At 70.1% G+C, this 15,152-nt stretch carries 14 protein-coding genes; 6 read left to right on the plus strand and 8 right to left on the minus strand.

Going from position 1 to position 15,152, the window contains the following annotated elements; genetic code table 11:
• Positions 1-163: 163 nt before the first annotated feature.
• From LE548_RS11015 to LE548_RS11025, 3 genes are read left to right on the plus strand one after another with little or no spacing between them, the layout of a single operon-like run.
• Positions 164-1,048, plus strand: coding sequence for an ABC transporter substrate-binding protein (locus LE548_RS11015; protein WP_225096519.1), 885 nt, complete (start codon positions 164-166; stop codon positions 1,046-1,048).
• Complete coding sequence (locus tag LE548_RS11020) at positions 1,045-1,962, plus strand: amino acid ABC transporter permease (protein WP_225096520.1); 918 nt, start codon at positions 1,045-1,047, stop codon at positions 1,960-1,962. Before LE548_RS11015 ends, LE548_RS11020 begins: the two co-directional genes overlap by 4 nt.
• Positions 1,959-2,711, plus strand: a complete 753-nt coding sequence (locus tag LE548_RS11025; RefSeq protein WP_225096521.1) for an amino acid ABC transporter ATP-binding protein — start codon at positions 1,959-1,961, stop codon at positions 2,709-2,711. The genes LE548_RS11020 and LE548_RS11025 overlap by 4 nt, the downstream gene beginning before the upstream one ends.
• Here the strand turns inward: LE548_RS11025 and aroQ are convergent, their stop codons facing one another.
• On the minus strand, positions 2,712-3,185 hold the full coding sequence (aroQ, locus tag LE548_RS11030) for a type II 3-dehydroquinate dehydratase (RefSeq protein WP_225096522.1): 474 nt from the start codon (positions 3,183-3,185) through the stop codon (positions 2,712-2,714).
• Between the two features lie 210 nt (positions 3,186-3,395).
• On the opposite strand from aroQ, the gene LE548_RS11035 reads away from it, so the two are divergent.
• Positions 3,396-4,667 (plus strand): MFS transporter, encoded by a 1,272-nt coding sequence (locus LE548_RS11035; protein WP_225096523.1) that lies wholly within the window; start codon positions 3,396-3,398, stop codon positions 4,665-4,667.
• On the opposite strand, the gene LE548_RS11040 is transcribed toward LE548_RS11035, so the two are convergent.
• The 6 genes from LE548_RS11040 to LE548_RS11065 form a co-directional block, all read right to left on the minus strand.
• Positions 4,657-5,754 carry a calcium:proton antiporter gene (locus LE548_RS11040; protein WP_225096524.1) on the minus strand — a complete coding sequence of 366 codons (1,098 nt, stop codon included), beginning with the start codon at positions 5,752-5,754 and terminating at the stop codon, positions 4,657-4,659. The genes LE548_RS11035 and LE548_RS11040 overlap by 11 nt on opposite strands.
• Positions 5,755-5,889: 135 nt before the next feature.
• Positions 5,890-6,906 (minus strand): TerC/Alx family metal homeostasis membrane protein, encoded by a 1,017-nt coding sequence (locus LE548_RS11045; protein ID WP_225096525.1) that lies wholly within the window; start codon positions 6,904-6,906, stop codon positions 5,890-5,892.
• A gap of 222 nt (positions 6,907-7,128) precedes the next feature.
• Positions 7,129-9,018 carry a TerD family protein gene (locus tag LE548_RS11050; RefSeq protein ID WP_225096526.1) on the minus strand — a complete coding sequence of 630 codons (1,890 nt, stop codon included), beginning with the start codon at positions 9,016-9,018 and terminating at the stop codon, positions 7,129-7,131.
• A gap of 54 nt (positions 9,019-9,072) precedes the next feature.
• The gene (locus tag LE548_RS11055; protein ID WP_225096527.1) at positions 9,073-9,651 is read right to left on the minus strand and encodes a TerD family protein; all 579 of its coding nucleotides are present in this window, start codon (positions 9,649-9,651) and stop codon (positions 9,073-9,075) included.
• 155 nt (positions 9,652-9,806) lie between these two features.
• Positions 9,807-11,945: an excinuclease ABC subunit UvrB gene (gene uvrB, locus LE548_RS11060; protein WP_225096528.1), complete on the minus strand. Its 2,139-nt coding sequence runs from the start codon at positions 11,943-11,945 to the stop codon at positions 9,807-9,809.
• A gap of 49 nt (positions 11,946-11,994) precedes the next feature.
• Positions 11,995-12,849: an MHYT domain-containing protein gene (locus LE548_RS11065; protein WP_225096529.1), complete on the minus strand. Its 855-nt coding sequence runs from the start codon at positions 12,847-12,849 to the stop codon at positions 11,995-11,997.
• Between the two features lie 280 nt (positions 12,850-13,129).
• Here LE548_RS11065 and LE548_RS11070 point away from each other — a divergent pair, with 280 nt between their 5' ends.
• Positions 13,130-14,005, plus strand: a complete 876-nt coding sequence (locus LE548_RS11070; RefSeq protein WP_225096530.1) for a glycerophosphodiester phosphodiesterase family protein — start codon at positions 13,130-13,132, stop codon at positions 14,003-14,005.
• Between the two features lie 41 nt (positions 14,006-14,046).
• On the plus strand, positions 14,047-14,601 hold the full coding sequence (locus tag LE548_RS11075) for a methylated-DNA--[protein]-cysteine S-methyltransferase (protein ID WP_225096531.1): 555 nt from the start codon (positions 14,047-14,049) through the stop codon (positions 14,599-14,601).
• 34 nt (positions 14,602-14,635) lie between these two features.
• On the opposite strand, the gene LE548_RS11080 is transcribed toward LE548_RS11075, so the two are convergent.
• On the minus strand, positions 14,636-15,067 hold the full coding sequence (locus LE548_RS11080) for a VOC family protein (RefSeq protein ID WP_225096532.1): 432 nt from the start codon (positions 15,065-15,067) through the stop codon (positions 14,636-14,638).
• Positions 15,068-15,152 lie beyond the last annotated feature (85 nt).

A 15,152-nucleotide genomic window follows, 5' to 3' on the forward strand; every position in this document is an offset into this window, starting at 1 on the left:
CGCCGGTCCTCCCACCCCGCCCTCGACCGGCGGCCCAGGCCGGCGGCCGACGCGTGGCAAGGTGCACGAGGGATGTTCACACAGCCGCAACACCCGTTCCCACCATGCGGACAGTTACCGCTGTGACCTGGACAAACAAGGGCTCCGCTGCCAATCTCCCGCCATGTACCCTGCCCCGCGCACCCTGCGCCGCGCGATGACCGCCGCCACCGTAGCCCTGCTCGCCACCGCCGTCGGCTGTGCTCCGCAGCCCGACGAGAAGGCCTCGGCCGCTCCGTCCGGCTCGGCCGCAAAGAGCTGCGTCCCGGGCAAGTTGGCCACCAAGACGTCCGGGAAGCTCACGATCGCGACGGACGAACCGGCGTACGAGCCCTGGTTCAAGGACGACAAGCCCGCCAACGGCAAGGGCTTCGAGTCGGCGGTCGCCTATGCGGTCGCCCAGCAGCTGGGATACGGCAAGAACGCGGTCGTGTGGCAGAGCGTGCCGTTCAACAAGGCGTTCGCGCCCGGTGTGAAGACCTTCGACTTCGACATCAACCAGGTGTCGATCAGCGACGAGCGCAAGAAGGCCGTGGACTTCTCCTCCGGCTACTACGACGTGCGCCAGGCCGTGATCGCGCTGAAGGGCAGCAAGGCGGCGAACGCGCGGAGCATCGCCGACCTCAAGAAGCTGAAGCTGGGCGCCCAGGTGGGCACCACGAGCCTCAACTACATCACCGATGTGGTGAAGCCGTCGCAGGACCCCGCCGTGTACGGCAAGAACGACCAGGCCAAGTCCGCGCTGAAGAACGGTCAGGTGGACGCCATCGTCACCGACCTGCCGACCGCGTTCTACATCACCGCGGCCGAGGTGACGGACGCGAAGATCGTCGGCCAGTTCGAGAACCAGGGCGGCACGCCCGAGCAGTTCGGGCTGGTGCTGGACAAGGGCAGCGCGCTGACGTCGTGCGTGAGCGGCGCCGTGGACGCCCTGCGCAAGGACGGCACGCTTGCCGGGCTGGAGAAGCAGTGGCTCTCGGACGCCGTCGGCGCCCCGGTGCTCAAGTGACGGTCGCCAAGGGCGAGTCGGCCCGGGAGGGGGCCGACGACAAGGGAGACATGACCGGCGCCGGTGACGGCTACGTGCCCTCCGCGCGGCGGCTGGAGCGCGAGCGCTACAAACGCGCGCGTGCCCGCCGCGCCACGGCCGTCGCGGCGCTCTCGACGCTCGTCACGGCCGCCGTGCTCTATCTGATCGTGGTCGACGCGCCGGGCTGGCCGCGCACCAAGGAGACGTTCTTCAGCGCGCAGTACGCGCGCGAGGCACTGCCGAAGGTCCTCGAAGGGCTGTGGCTGAACGTCCGCCTGCTGGTGATCTGCGGCGCCGCCGTCCTGGTCCTCGGCATGCTGATCGCCATCGCGCGCACCCTGCGCGGCCCGGTGTTCTTCCCGCTGCGCGTGCTCGCGGCGGCGTACACGGACTTCTTCCGCGGGCTTCCGCTGATCATCAACCTGATGATCGTGGTCCTGGGTGTGCCGGCGCTGCGCCTGCAGGGCGTGACGGTCGATCCGGTGCTGCTCGGCGGGACGGCGCTGACGCTGACGTACTCGGCGTACGTGGCCGAGGTGTTCCGCGCTGGCATCGAGTCCGTCCACCCCTCGCAGCGGGCCGCGGCCCGCTCGCTGGGCCTGACCAACCGGCAGGCGCTGCGCTACGTGGTGCTGCCGCAGGCGGTGCGCCGTCAGGTGCCGCCGCTGCTCAACGACCTGGTGTCGCTGCAGAAGGACACCGGTCTGGTGTCGATCGGCGGCGCGGTGGACGCCGTACGCGCGGCCGACATCATCGTGGGCCGCAGTCTGAACTACACGCCGTACATCGTCGCCGGGCTGGTGTTCGTGGCGCTGACCATTCCGATGACCCGCTTCACGGACTGGGTGACGGCCCGGATGGACCGGCAGCGGGCGCAGGGAGGATCCCTATGAGCGACGCGCCCGTGCTGCGCATGGAGTCCGTCCGCAAGACCTTCGCCGGCTCCGTCGTCCTGCGCGACGTCGACCTGGAGGTCGCCCCGCACACGGTGACCGCGCTGATCGGCGCCTCCGGTTCGGGCAAGTCGACGCTGCTGCGCTGCGCCAACCTGCTGGAGGAGATCGACGACGGCGCGATCTGGCTGGACGGCGAGCAGATCACCGATCCCCGTGCCGACCAGGACGCGGTACGGCGCCGGATCGGCGTCGTCTTCCAGGCGTACAACCTCTTCCCGCACATGACCGTGCTGGACAACGTCACGCTGGCGCCGCGACGGGTGCACGGCGTCTCCCGCGAGGAGGCCGAGGAAAACGCCAGGGGGCTGCTGGAGCGCCTCGGACTGGGTGACAAGGCGAATGCCTATCCGGACCGGCTCAGCGGCGGGCAGCAGCAGCGTGTGGCGATCGTACGGGCCCTCGCCGTGCGGCCCCGGCTGTTGCTGCTGGACGAGATCACGGCGGCGCTCGACCCGGAACTCGTCGGCGAGGTGCTGGAGGTGGTGCGCGGCCTCAAGGGCGACGGCATGACCATGGTTCTGGCGACGCACGAGATGGGCTTCGCGCGGGACGTCGCCGACCAGGTCTGTTTTCTGGACGGCGGCGTGGTGCTGGAGCGCGGCACCGCCGAACAGGTCTTCGGCGATCCGCAGCAGGAGCGCACCCGGCGCTTCCTGCGGCGGATCGTGGAGGCGGGCCGGCTGTAGCTACGCTTCGGCCTGGACCGCGCCGGCCAGGGCGGCCACACGCTCCACGCCGAACGCGTATCCCTGCACTCCGCATCCGGCGATCACGCCGTCGGCGCGCAGCGAGACGTAGGAGTGGTGCCGGAACGACTCGCGCTGGTGGATGTTGGAGATGTGGACCTCCAGCACGGGCATGCCGTCGCAGGTGTTGAGCGCGTCCAGAATCGCGACCGAGGTGTGCGAGTAGGCACCGGGGTTGATGACGATCCCGCAGTGGCTCAGGCGCGCCTCGTGGATCCAGTCGACCAGTTCGCCCTCATGGTTGGACTGCCGGAAGTCCACCGTGCCGCCGTGCGCGGCCGCCGCCTTGGCGCACAGCGCCTCCACATCGGCCAGCGTGTCCTTGCCGTAGATCTCGGGCTGGCGCTGGCCGAGCAGGTTCAGGTTGGGCCCGTTGAGGATCATGATCGGGGCGTTGGCCAGGGTGCGGGGCACGGTTCCTCCGGTCCGTTCGGGGCGGTGCGTCGACGACCGCCGCTCGCACCCGGTCTATCACGGTGGCCGGAGCGGGCGGCGAGGCGTGCGCTCCGTCGCGTGGGCGCACACTCCGGTGGCTTGATCACCTCCATGCGCTCCCCGTAACCCTTGATCACGATGGGTAGTTGACGCGGTATGGAGCCTGTACGCACCGTAAGCACACCCTCGATGCCCCGGCTCGCCGCGGCCTCGCTGGCGGGGACCGCGATCGAGTTCTACGACTTCTTCGTCTACGGGACGGCGGCGGCCCTGGTCCTGGGGCCGCTGTTCTTCCCGACGTTCTCGCCGCTCGCGGGGACGCTGGCGGCGTTCGGGACGTTCGGGGTGGGGTTCGTGGCGCGGCCGCTGGGCTCGGTGCTGTTCGGCCACCTCGGCGACCGGCGCGGACGGCGGCCGGTGCTGGTTCTGTCGCTGCTGCTCACGGGCGCCTCGACGGTCGCGGTCGGCTGCGTGCCGTCGTACGGGTCGATCGGCGTCGCCGCGCCGGTCCTGCTGCTCCTTCTGCGCTTTCTGCAGGGTCTGGGGCTCGGCGGAGAGTGGGGCGGGGCGGTGCTGCTGACCGCCGAGCACGCGCCGCCCGGCCGACGCGCCCTGTGGTCGAGCTTTCCGCAGGTGGGGCCGGCGATCGGGTTCGTGCTCGCCAACGGGGTGGTGCTGGCGCTGTCGGCGACGCTGTCCGACGCGGAGTTCGCGCGCTGGGGGTGGCGGGTGCCGTTCTGGGCGGCCGGCGCGCTGGCGCTGGGCGGGCTGTGGCTGCGCTCGTCGCTCGCCGAGAGCCCCCGGTTCCTGGAGATCGACGACCACGCGCGCGTGCCGTTCGTCGAGGTCGTGCGGCATCACGGACGGCTGGTGCTGCTGACGGCCGGGGCGCTGGCCGCCGGGTACGCGGTCTTCTACGCCGTGACGACCTGGTCGCTGGCGTACGCGACGGAGCGGCTCGGGGTGAGCCGGACGGTGATGCTGACCTGTGTCATGGCCGCGGTGGTGGTGAAGGCGGCCCTCACGCCGTGCATGGCGCTGCTCGGTGACCGCTACGGGCGCCGGCCGATGTGCCTGACCGGGTGCGCGGCCTGCAGTCTGTGGATGCTCCCGATGGTCGCCCTGCTGGCCACCGGCCAGCCGCTGCTGATGTTCCTCGGCATCCTGGGCGCCCTGGTCTCCTTCATCACCATGTTCGCGGTGATCGCCGCCTATCTGCCGGAGCTGTACGCGGCACGAGTGCGCTGCACGGGCGCAGCTGTCGGCTACAACCTCGGCGGTGTCCTGGGCGGCGCCCTCACCCCGATCGTGGCCACGGCGCTCGCGGAGCACAGCGGGCGGGTCCCCTGGAGCGTGGGCGTCTATCTCACGAGTGTCGCGCTGCTCAGCCTCGTGTGCTTCGCCCTGCTGCCCGAGACCCGCCCGGTGCCCGTACCGGTGGTGGAGCCCGTCACGGGTTGATCGCCAGCTCCAGGTAGGCCGCGAAGACAACCAGATGGACGCCGCCCTGCAAGGGGGTGGCCCGGCCCGGCACCACAGTCAGGGAGCTGACCACCACGGTCAGCGCGAGCAGCAGCATGTGGGTCGACCCGAGGCCGAGGACGAGCGGGCCGGACAGCCAGACGGAGGCCAGGGCGACGGCGGGGATGGTCAGGCCGATGCTGGCCATGGCGGAGCCGAGCGCCAGGTTGAGACTGGTCTGGACCCGGTCGCGGCGGGCGGAGCGCAGCGCGGCGATCGTCTCGGGCAGCAGCACCAGCAGGGCGATGATCACACCGACGACCGCCTGCGGCAGACCGGCCGCCTCCACGCCCGACTCGATGGTGGGCGACACGCCCTTGGCCAGACCCACCACACCGATCAGGGCCAGGCCGAGCAGGCCGAGGCTGAACCGGGCGGTTCGCGCGGACGGCGGCTGGGCGTGGGTGTCGGCGATGACCTCGCCCTGCCGGGTGATCGGCAGGAAGTAGTCGCGGTGGCGCACGGTCTGTGTGGCCACGAACAGGCCGTACAGGATCAGTGAGGACAGCGCGGCGAACGTCAGCTGCACCGGGGAGAACTCGGGTCCGGGCTTGCTCGTGGTGAAGGTGGGCAGCACCAGGCTGAGCGTGGCCAGCGTCGCCACGGTCGCCAGGGCGGCGCCGGTGCCCTCGGGGTTGAAGACTGCGGTGCCGTGCCGCAGGGAGGCGACGAGCAGGCAGAGCCCGACGATGCCGTTGCAGGTGATCATCACGGCGGCGAAGACGGTGTCCCGCGCCAGGGTGGAGCTCTTGTCGCCGCCGTCGGCCATCAGGGTCACGATCAGGGCCACCTCGATGACCGTGACGGCGATGGCCAGAACGAGGGAGCCGAAGGGCTCGCCGACACGATGGGCGACCACCTCGGCGTGGTGCACGGCCGCAAGGACGGAACCGGCGAGCACGACGGTGACCAGGCCCACGACCACGCCGGGCAGGTCACGGCCCCAGGTGAAGACCAGGAGGACGACCGCGAGCACCGGCACGAGTGTCGTCCATGGGCGGATGAGCGGTCGGAGCCCAGTGATCATGCGGCGATCGTCGCAGAGACCTACGGGATTCGCATTCTGCTCTTTTCGGATACCTCGCGTCCTTTCTGTTCCGTCCATACCGCCGGCGGGAGGGGGACCTGCTCCGCGCGGTACCGCTCCCGCCGGGGGACGCTGTCACCGCCGGCCGGGTCGGGCATCGACGCCGTCCCTCGCGGCGCCTTCACCCTCGACGCCCGCCGCCTCGGGGGCCGCCTGCCTTCTGCTCGCCATCAAGCTGGTAATGGTGGTGACGATCAGGACGGCGCAGATCACGCCGAGCGAGACCGGAATGCTGATCTCGGGGACGTGGACACCGGACTCGTGCAGTGCGTGCAGCACCAGCTTGACGCCGATGAAGCCGAGGATCACCGACAGGCCGTACGAGAGGTGAACCAGCTTCTTCAACAGGCCGCCGATGAGGAAGTACAGCTGGCGCAGGCCCATCAGGGCGAAGGCGTTGGCGGTGAAGACGATGTACGGGTCCTGGGTCAGGCCGAAGATCGCGGGGATGGAGTCCAGGGCGAACAGGACGTCCGTGGTGCCGATGGCGAGCATCACGACCAGCATCGGGGTCATGACCCGCTTACCGTTCTCCTGGATCCACAGCTTCGTGCCGTGGTAACGGTCGGCCACGCCGAACCTGCGCTCCGCGGCCTTCAGAAGCTTGTTCTCCTCGAACTCCTCGTCCTCCTCGTCCGCGCGGGCCTCCTGGATGAGCTTCCAGGCGGTCCAGATCAGGAAGGCGCCGAAGAGGTAGAACACCCAGGAGAAGCTGGCGAGGATCGCGGCTCCCGCGGCGATGAAGGCCGCCCGCAGCACCAGGGCTATGAGCACGCCGACGAGCAGGACGCGCTGCTGGTACTGCGTGGGCACCGCGAACTTCGCCATGATCAGGACGAAGACGAAGAGGTTGTCGACGCTGAGCGACTTCTCGGTGATGAATCCGGCGAAGAACTCACCGGCCGGCTGACCGCCACCGAAGACGAAGAGACCGACGCCGAAGAGTCCGGCCAGGGCGATCCAGACGACGGTCCAGACACCGGCTTCCTTGATCGACACCTCATGCGGCTTGCGGCCGATGAAGAAGTCGACCGCGATCAGGGCGGCCAGGCCCACGATGGTCAGGACCCACAGGGTCACGGAAACGTACACTGCACCTCCGGCATGACGTAACGGCAAACACTTTCAGCGTTGTCGCTGCCGGAGGTCTCTTCCACCCGCGCGGGGCCGGCGCCCCGGGACCGGACCGGTCCGTACTGACGGGTGCGCCGCAGTCAGGGAGTACTCCCCTCCGTACGGAAGACCATACCCCAATCACCAAGGAAAGGTAAAGCTGAAAGCAAAAGAAAGGTCAAATGGCCTGATGGAAGCACTTTACCTGTGCTTGACCCGGGCCCTGGTCACCTCGGTGAGCACCTGCTGCACGATCTGGCTCCCGGTCGGCACCAGCGCCGGTTCATACGTCCAGGCGTGCCCGACCCAGGGATCGGCAAGATGGTCGTCGGGCACGGGTGTGAGTCGCATCAGCGAACGCCACAGCGGGTCGAGCAAGGGGCCATAGGCGGCGGCATCCTCACGGTCCGCCACCAGCAGCAGATGCACGCCCACCGCGGGGCCCTCGTCGGCGAGGTAGCGCAGTCGGGTCACCGCGCGGTCGTCGAAGCCGTGCGGGAAGTCGTTGACGATCAGCAGCTGCCGCGCGGTGTCGACATCGGCCGGAAGCGACTCGGGCGTGCCGCCGCGCAGCGCCATCTGCACCAGGTCGACCCGCCGGGTGAGCCTCTCCAGCACCTCCGCCACGCCCGCCGCCCCGGCTGCGGGAGGCGTGGTGAGCACACCGGTCCGCGTCAGCACCCCGAGCGCCGCGGCCCCGGCCCCGGCCGGGTCGATGGCCTGCACGGCGAAGTCCCCCGGCGGATGCACGGCGAGCAGCCGCGCCGCCAGCGCGACCGCCGCCTCCATGGCCAGCTGCCGCAGCTCGGCGGCGTCCGGGAAGCCGTCGGGCGCCACCGGGCCGCTGTCCAGCCACAGGCCCCGCTCCAGCGGCAGCCTGACCAGCAGGGGGACGCGCAGCGGCACACTCTCCGGAAGATGCAGATCGCCCAGCCGCAGGGCCATCGGCGGCTCGGCCGGCACCCGGTAGGCGTGCCAGACAGGGTTGTCCCAGCGGGCGTAGGCGGGCGGGAGTGCGGGCTCGACCACGTCGGACTCCGCGGCGAGCTGGGCGAGGTCGCGATCGAGGGCCGCGCGGGCTTGGTCGACCAGCTGCGTCCGGCGGGCGTGGGCCGCCTCGCGCGCGGTGTCGCCCGCCGTGCCGAGCCGGCCGCGGGGGTCGGCCAGCGCCTGGTCGAGCTCCTTCTCCAGACGGGAGTCGGCGAATTCGACGGCGCTGCGGTACGCGGCCGTGGTGCGGGCCAGGTCCTCGAACATGCCCCAGACCTGGTTGTACAGGCGCTCCTCCATCGACCAGCCGACGGCGTCCCCCGCGACCGGTTGCGCGGGCTGCTCCTCGGTGGCCGGAGAGGCTGAGGGCGTCGGTTCGGTGCCGTGCGGGCGGCGGCGGGGGTGGGTGTAGTCCACCGGGGTGCCTGGGGCGCGCGGGGCGGCGTCGGGGGCCTGGGTGTCGTACGGGTTCTGGGCGTCGTAGGAGGGTGCGGGCGCCGGTGTGTGCGGGCGCGCCGGCGCCGCCGTGCCATGAGCGGCTGTGGAGGCCGGGGCGGGGGCCGCCGAGTGCTGGACGGCGGCCGCGAGGTCGGCGGCCGCGGGCAGTCCCTGGTCGGCCAGGAGTGCGGGCAGACCGGCCGCGTAGCCCTGGCCCATCGCGCGGACCTTCCAGGCGCCCTGTCTGCGGTACAGCTCCAGAGCGATCACCGCCGTCTCGGTGTCCAGGCCGGTCAGGGTGTAGCTGACCAGTTCGCTGCCGTCGGGGCCGTCGACCGCGGTGTGCGGGGCTGCGACGGCACCGAACCGGAGCGGCCCGGCGGACCCTGTGGGCAGCGCGAGGAACACGGCGACGCGGTGCACGGTCTCGGGCAGGGCGCCCAGGTCGGCGGTCAGCCGGTGCTCGGCGGCGGCCTGCCGGGGCACCTCGACGCCGAGCAGGGCGGGGGTGCCGGGATGGGCCACCCACTGGGGGCCGTGCACCGTGCCGTTCTCGTCGCCGAGCGTGGCTCCGGCGAGGACCGGGGCCCCCGCCGAGATCCGGATCGTCAGCAGGACCTCGGACAGCGGGTGGTTCTGCCCCCGCACCAGCTCGGCCGTCATCGCCGTGCCCCCCGTGTCGTTGTGTCGTACGCGCTGCCGGTCGGGCGGGCGGTCCTACAGGTGCGGCAGGATCGCCGGCATCAGGTCCTGGAAGGTGCGGCCGTTGGCCGGAGTCCCCAGGGCGGTCATCGTCCAGCCCGAGCCCGCGCGGTGCACCTTCGCCATGATCTGGGCGGTGTAGTCGCCGCCGCCGTCCAGCGTGTAGCGGGCCAGTTCCTGGCCGTTGGTCTCGTCCACGAGGCGGCAGAACGCGTTCTGCACCTCCTGGAAGGTCTGGCCCGTGAAGGAGTTCACGGTGAAGACGATCTGGTCGATGTGGACGGGGACGCGCTGCAGATCCACCAGGATCGATTCGTCGTCCCCGCCCTGGCCGGCGCCGCCGACCAGATTGTCGCCGGTGTGGCGCACGGAACCGTCGTCGCTCACCAGGTGGCGGAAGAAGACGACGTCGACCGGCTGCTTCTCGGCGAAGAGCACCGCCGAGGCGTCCAGGTCGATCTCCTTGGTGCGCGAACCGAACAGGCCGCGCCGCTTCGCCGCCTGCCAGCCGAGCCCCATACGGACCGCGGTCAGGGTGCCTCCGTCCTTCTTCTCCAGGCTGATGGCCTGACCCTTGCTCAAGTTGACGGACACCCTGAATCCCCTCTCGATGGTCCCCTGTTGCCGCGCAGTGCGCGGTTGTCCAAAACCCTACGCAGGCGCGCCGACAGTGCCGAACCCCGGCCCGCGCTTTGTGTCGGTCTTGCAACACTTGGCGCGTATTCCGAGGTCCGGCAGAGGTCGGCAGCTCAGGCGAGGCCCGCCTCCCGCATCTGGCGCAGCTCCTTCTTCATCTCCGAGACCTCGTCGCGCAGCCGGGCCGCGATCTCGAACTGCAGCTCTGCGGCGGCGGCGCGCATCCGCTCGGTCATCTCCTCGATCTGCTCGGCGAGTTCGGCCGCCGGACGGTCCGTGGGCACCGCCTGGCCCTTGGCTGCCTTGCCGGCCTTCGCGCCCTTGGCCGCCTTGTCGCCGAGCGCCGGGACGGGTGCCTTGGCGCCCTTGCCGTCCTTGGACTTGCGGTAGCCGCTGCCGAGGAGCTGCTCGGTGTCGACCTCCTCGCGGGCGATCTGCGCGACGATGTCGTTGATCTTCTTGCGCAGCGGCTGCGGGTCGATGCCGTTCGCCTTGTTGTAGGCGACCTGCTTCTCCCGGCGGCGGTTGGTCTCCTCGATGGCCTTCTCCATCGCCGGGGTGATCTTGTCGGCGTACATGTGGACCTGGCCGGAGACGTTGCGCGCCGCGCGGCCGATGGTCTGGATCAGCGACGTGCCGGAGCGCAGGAAGCCCTCCTTGTCGGCGTCCAGGATCGCCACCAGGGACACCTCGGGCAGGTCGAGGCCCTCGCGCAGCAGGTTGATGCCGACCAGGACGTCGAACTCGCCGCTGCGCAGTTCGCGCAGCAGCTCGACGCGGCGCAGGGTGTCGACGTCGCTGTGCAGATAGCGCACCTGGATGCCCAGTTCCAGGAAATAGTCGGTGAGGTCCTCGGCCATCTTCTTTGTGAGTGTGGTGACGAGGACGCGCTCGTCCTTCTCGGTGCGCTTGCGGATCTCGTGCACCAGGTCGTCGATCTGGCCCTCGGTGGGCTTGACGACGACCTCGGGATCGACGAGGCCGGTGGGGCGGATGATCTGCTCGACCGCGCCGTCGGAGCGCGACAGCTCGTACGGTCCCGGAGTGGCCGACAGGTAGACGCTCTGGCCGATGCGCTCCTGGAACTCCTCCCACTTCAGGGGGCGGTTGTCCAGGGCGGACGGCAGGCGGAAACCGTGTTCCACGAGGGTGCGCTTGCGGGAGGCGTCACCCTCGTACATGGCGCCGATCTGCGGGACCGTGACGTGTGACTCGTCGATGACGAGCAGGAAGTCGTCCGGGAAGTAGTCGAGCAGAGTGTTCGGCGGGGAGCCGGGCGAGCGGCCGTCGAAGTGCATCGAGTAGTTCTCCACGCCGGAGCAGGTGCCGATCTGGCGGAGCATCTCGATGTCGTACGTGGTGCGCATCCGCAGCCGCTGGGCCTCCAGCAGCTTGCCCTGCTTCTCCAGCTCGGCGAGGCGCTCCCCCAGCTCCTTCTCGATGTCGTTGACGGCCCGCTCCATGCGCTCCGGGCCGGCGACGTAGTGGGAGGCGGGGAAGACGTACAGCTGCTGGTCGTCGCTGATGATCTCGCCGGTGAGCGGGTGCAGCGTGGACAGCGCCTCGATCTCGTCGCCGAACATCTCGATACGGACGGCCAGCTCCTCGTAGACCGGGAAGATCTCGATGGTGTCGCCGCGGACCCGGAAGGTGCCGCGGGTGAAGGCCAAGTCGTTGCGGGTGTACTGGATGTCGACGAAGCGGCGCAGCAGCTCGTCCCGGTCGATCTCGTCGCCGACCCTCAGGGGGACCATCCGGTCCACGTACTCCTGCGGGGTGCCGAGGCCGTAGATGCAGGAGACCGAGGCGACCACGACGACGTCGCGGCGGGTGAGCAGCGAGTTCGTCGCCGAGTGGCGCAGGCGCTCGACCTCCTCGTTGATCGAGGAGTCCTTCTCGATGTAGGTGTCCGACTGCGGGACATAGGCCTCGGGCTGGTAGTAGTCGTAGTACGAGACGAAGTACTCGACCGCGTTGTTCGGCAACAGCTCGCGGAATTCGTTGGCCAGCTGAGCGGCCAGCGTCTTGTTCGGCGCCATCACGAGCGTGGGGCGCTGAAGCTTCTCGATCATCCACGCTGTGGTGGCGGACTTGCCGGTGCCGGTCGCGCCCAGCAGGACGACGTCCTTCTCACCGGCCTCGATGCGCTTGGCCAGCTCGGCGATGGCCGCCGGCTGGTCTCCGCTGGGCTGGTAGGGGCTGACGACCTCGAAGGGCGCCACCGTGCGTTCGATGTGGGAAACGGGCCGCATGCCATCCACCGTACGACCCCCCACTGACAACGGGCCCCGATCAGGTGTTTTACCTGGTCCGGGAGCCGTGGTGCTCGGGTTGGCGCTCGTTGTGGAGCGCGGGCCGGCGGTCCAGGTGGGAGGCGACGGCGGCGGGGACGCCCGGTTTGTGCTCGGCGATCCTGCGGACGGGCCGGCCCATCACCATCAGCGGGTCGAAGACCACGACGACCGCCGCGAGGAGCAGGAAGGCGAGCGGGCCGATCAGCATGGGTGCGAGCACGGACGGCTCCGGCGCGCCGCCGGTGGCATGAGAGGGGCCGTCGAGGTGGACGCGCAGGGCTGCCATGCCCATGTAGTGCATGCCGCTCACCGCGAACCCCATGACGAGGCTCGCCCCCACGCTCCAGAGGAAGCCGCGCACGCGTCCGGCGGCCCACAGGGCGGCGGTCGCGGCCACCACCGCTATGACGACGGAGGCGGCGACGGTGAGGGTGTTGTAGGTGAACCGCCCGTGGAAGTGGACGCCGGCCATGCCGAGGTAGTGCATCGAGGCGACGCCCAGACCGGTGATCGTGCCGCCGGTGAAGAGCGCGGTGCCGGTGGCGCCCCGGTAGCCGACGATGAAGATGCCGACGCCGACCATGACGATCGCGAGGCCGAGGCTCGCGTAGGTGATCGGCTTGTCGTAGTGGATCGGTGTCTCCTTGATGGCAAAGCCCATCATGGCGACGAAGTGCATGGTCCATATGCCGGAGCCGATCGCGGCGGCGCCGAGGGCCAGCCAGGCGGGCCGCCAGGAGTGCGTGACCAGCAGCGCCCGGGTGGTGCAGCGCAGGCCGAGGGCACCGCCCAGGCAGGCCATCAGATAGGCCACCAACGGGGTGACGGCCCCGTAGCTGAATCCGTCGACCGTGCCTTGCATCCGTGGCTGCCCTTCCGCCCTCTTGCGTCCCGGAATACCTGAAATGTTCCCCCGGCCCAGGACCGCGCGGGCGGTCAGGGTTGTCGCAGAGAGTATGACTCCCACCGGAATGGTCGAACGATTTTCCGGCAAAGAAACACGGCGTTGCCGCACTTGTGCGGCAACGGTGAGCGCACGTCGACATCTGCCTGCGATGTGTGACCGTCATGCGCGCGCGTACCACTGACGATCTGCTGTCACTCTTGTTGCATTCGGTATTCGCTGGACGCGAGGAGTCTGCATGCACGCGCGCGTAGTGGGGGCCGTCACGGCCGTCGCGGCCCTGGGGGTCGCGGCGGTCCTGTTGATCCCGTCTTCCGACGCCCGGGCCGGCGGTTCCGGCGCGCCTACGGTGATCGCACACCGCGGCGCCTCCGCCTACGCTCCCGAGAACACGCTGGCCTCGATCGACAAGGCCGCGCAGCTGGGCTTCACCTGGGTCGAGAACGACGTCCAGCGCACCAAGGACGGCGAGCTGGTCGTCATCCACGACGACAGCCTCAACCGCACCACGAACGTCGAGCAGGTCTTCCCCGGCCGGGCGCCGTGGAAGGTGAAGGACTTCACCGCGGCCGAGATCGCCCGGCTGGACGCGGGCAGCTGGTACTCCCCCGCGTACGCGGGCACGCGCGTGCCGACCCTCACGCAGTACATGCGCCGGATCGAGCACAACCACGAGAAGCTGCTCCTGGAGGTCAAGAACCCCGAGCTGTACCCGGGTATGGAGCAGCAGATCCTGAAGCTCCTCGGCAACGAGGGCTGGCTCGATCAGAGCCATCTGGGGCGGCTGATCGTGCAGAGTTTCAGCGCCGACAGCATCCGGACCGTGCACGAGCTGAAGCCGGCCGTCACCACGGCCCTTCTCGGCTCGCCCAAGGTGGCGCAGCTGCACCAGTACGCGCGCTTCACCGATCTGGTCAATCCCTCGACCGGGTCGCTCTCCCTGGGCTACGTCGCGGCCGTGCACGCCTTCAAGGGGGCGCACGGCAGGCGGCTCGGCGTGTTCGCCTGGACGGTGAACGACGCGGCCGCCGCCCGCAGGGTCGCGGGTTACGGCGTCGACGGAATCATCACCAACAAGCCTGACGTGGTGCGGGGGGCGCTGGGCTCGGGCTGAGCCGGGCGGGCGTTGTCAGTGGCGGGCCGTACCGTGGTCGCATGGACAGCCAAGGGCAGGATGAGCAACGGGTCGTGTGGGCCGTCGTCGGCAGCGACATCGGTCCGCTGATGCTGGCCGCGAGCCGCGACGGCCTGGTCAACGTCGTCTTCAACGCCACGGACGCGGTGCGCGACCGGGCCTTGGAGCGGCTGGCGTCCCGGCTCGGCGTCACCCCGGTCGAGGATCCGGACTCGCCGCTGCTGGCCGAGGCGATACGCCAGCTGCGCGCGTACTTCGCGGGCGAGCGGCACGGCTTCGATCTGCCGCTGGACTGGTCGCTCATCTCCGGCTTCAACCGGCAGGTGCTGCGCGAGCTGGCCTCCGGGGTGCCGTACGGCACGGTGGTGGGGTACGGCGATCTCGCGGGCCGGGTCGGGCAGCCCGGCGGGGCGCAGGCGGTCGGCGCGGCGATGGGCGCCAATCCTCTGCCGGTGGTGGTGCCGTGTCACCGCGTGGTGGAGAGCGATGGCGGTATCGGGGGTTTCGGGGGCGGGCTGGAGACCAAGCGGAAGCTGCTCGCGCTGGAGGGCGTGCTGCCCGAGCCGCTGTTCTGACCGCTGACTTGTGGCCCTCTGATCCGGTCAGGGTTCAGTCGTCGTAGTGCCGGGCCTCGAAGACGTTGCCGTCGGGGTCCTGAAAGTAGAACGTGCGCGGGGCGTTGCCGCGGGCTCCGAACGAGTCGTGGCCGATGTCGGACAACGGCACGCCGTGGTGCTCCAGCCGGGCGCGCAGAGCGTCGAAGGCCTCGGCCGGCAGGGACAGACAGACGTGGTTGACCGGGTGGCCGGCGCTGTCGGCGGCACCGGGCAGCATTTTCATTTGGTCCACAAAGGTGCGCGGCGCGAGGTCCAGGAGGGTCTCCTCGTTGACGCGCATGGAAGGGAACGGCACCTTCCCCTCGATGAACTCGGTGAGTCTCACGGGCTCCAGACCGACGGCGTCCGCGTGGAAGCGGGCTGCGGCCACCGGGTCGGTCACCCACAGGACGACGTGGTCGAGACGCATGCTGTTCTTCGTCATGCCGCCCAGGCTGGTGGCGTCCCCCACAGGCCGCAAGCGTTTAGCCGTGGCCGGCACCCGCCAGAGATCCAGAGACAAGGCAAGG

Source organism: Streptomyces sp. CoH27 (assembly GCF_020181035.1).
GTDB classification, from domain to species: Bacteria; Actinomycetota; Actinomycetes; order Streptomycetales; family Streptomycetaceae; genus Streptomyces; species Streptomyces camelliae.